This window comes from Streptomyces sp. NRRL S-646, assembly GCF_000720765.1.
Taxonomy (GTDB): Bacteria; Actinomycetota; Actinomycetes; order Streptomycetales; family Streptomycetaceae; genus Streptomyces.
In genome coordinates, this window is the sequence record NZ_JODC01000078.1 from 1 (window position 1) to 1,035 (window position 1,035).

Annotated in this window: 1 protein-coding gene; it reads left to right on the top strand. The window is 71.8% G+C overall.

Going from position 1 to position 1,035, the window contains the following annotated elements; genetic code table 11:
* Positions 1-1,035 (top strand): beta-ketoacyl reductase (locus IH68_RS59630; RefSeq protein WP_037886692.1); only part of this gene is annotated, 1,035 nt, incomplete at both ends.

Sequence of the window (1,035 nt, forward strand, 5' to 3'; positions counted from 1 at the left end):
CGGTGTGATCGATGCGTTGACGCCGGAGCGGTTCGCGACGGTGTTGCGGGCGAAGGCGCTGGGCGCGCTGCATCTGGACGAACTCACCCGTGACCGCGATCTGGACGCCTTCGTCCTCTTCTCCTCCTTCGCGGGGAGCATCGGAGCGCCAGGCCAGGGCAACTACGCGGCGGCCAACGCCTTCCTGGACGCTCTGGCCGAGCGGCGCCGGGCGGCGGGGCTGCCCGCCACCTCGATCGCGTGGGGTCCCGTCGCCGACCTCAACTGGACGGACTTCGCACCGTCTTTCACCATGACCCGTCCGAGCCCGCTGATCGGGACCCTGCCGGAGGCGCGGGCGGCGGTGGAGGGCGCCGCGGCGACCCCGCGGCACGTCGGGTACGACGACCGTGCCGGACTGGTCGGCCGACTGACCGGGCTCACCTCCGCCGAACAGGACCGCGTCCTGCTGGAGACGGTGCAGTCCTGCGCCGCCGCGGTCCTCGGCTACCCCAACCCCGAAGCCGTCGCCGCCGAGCGGGCCTTCCGCGACCTCGGCATCGACTCCCTCACCGCCGTCGAACTCCGCAACGCCCTGGCGGCGTTGACGGGTGCCTCCGGCCTCGCCGCGACGCTGGTCTTCGACTATCCGACGCCGGTGTCGTTGGCGCGGTATCTGCGGGAGCAGTTGCTGGGCGCCGTGACCGAGGCCGAGACGCCGGCGGCCGGGCTCGTGGGTGTGGCGGTAGCGGACGATCCTGTGGTGATCGTCGGGATGGCGTGCCGGTTCCCGGGTGGTGTGCAGGACCCAGAGGGTCTGTGGCGACTGCTGTCGGAGGGCGAGGACGCGGTGCGCGCGTTCCCGGCCGACCGAGGCTGGGACCTCACCGCCCTCTACGACCCGGAGGGGGAGCGCCCCGGAACCACGCTGGTCAACGTCGGCGGATTCCTCGATGGTGTGGGTCGTTTTGATGCGGGTTTCTTCGGGATGAGTCCGCGGGAGGCGTTGGCGACGGATCCGCAGCAGCGGTTGTTGCTGGAGACGTCGTGGGAGGC